Origin of the sequence: Hymenobacter lapidarius (genome assembly GCF_001816145.1) — a bacterium.
GTDB lineage: Bacteria > Bacteroidota > Bacteroidia > Cytophagales > Hymenobacteraceae > Hymenobacter > Hymenobacter lapidarius.
Genome location: NZ_MDZB01000045.1, coordinates 1 through 668, shown reverse-complemented (window position 1 = coordinate 668; position 668 = coordinate 1). Strand labels below are relative to the sequence as shown.

Annotated in this window: 2 protein-coding genes; both read left to right on the top strand. The window is 61.7% G+C overall.

The window, feature by feature from the left end; translation table 11 throughout:
* Window positions 1-343 (top strand): transposase-like zinc-binding domain-containing protein (locus BEN47_RS02165; RefSeq protein WP_070724605.1); only part of this gene is annotated, 343 nt, incomplete at its 5' end.
* On the top strand, window positions 282-668 hold a 387-nt coding region (locus BEN47_RS02160), incomplete at its 3' end, for an IS1 family transposase (protein WP_125921452.1). The genes BEN47_RS02165 and BEN47_RS02160, both read left to right, overlap by 62 nt.

The window sequence follows — 668 nt, the reverse complement described above, 5'->3', positions numbered from 1 at the left end:
TATGGTGTTTATGGTCACGACAATTCACACTTGCGCTAAATGCGAGAGCGCCGATATTCGCCGCAATGGACACAGCAACGGCCATGCCCGTAACCAGTGCAAAGCCTGCGGCTACCAGGCGCGCTTTGTGCCGGCCGCCGTGGCCAAAGCGGTGCAGTACGCCCAGGTCGAGGCCCTACTGGTCGAGCGCAATTCGCAGCGCAGCATTGCCCGCGTGACGGGCGTGGCGCGCATGACCATTGCCAAGCGGCTAAAAAAAAGCGGCGGCCGCCTCACCGCCCTTGCCCCGGTTACGCCCGAAAAAGGCGCAGCGCAAGGAATGGGAAATCCTCGAGTTGGATGAATTGTGGAGCTTTGTGGGCCACAAAAAGCGCAAGGTCTGGTTGTGGCTCGCCGTCGAGCGGGCCCGGCGACGCATTGTGGGCTGGGCGCTGGGCAGCCGGGGGGAAGCCCCATTACGCCAGCTCTGGCAGGCCTTGCCTCGCCGTTACCACCGCCACTGCTGGTATTTTACCGACCAGTGGAAAGCTTATGCCAACGTGTTGCCCCGTTGGCAGCACCGGCCCTGTCTAAAGGGCGAGGGACAGACCAACATCGTCGAAGCCATTAATTGCTCCTTGCGCCAGCGCTGTGGCGTGCTCGTGCGTAAGTCCTGCTCCTTCAGCAAA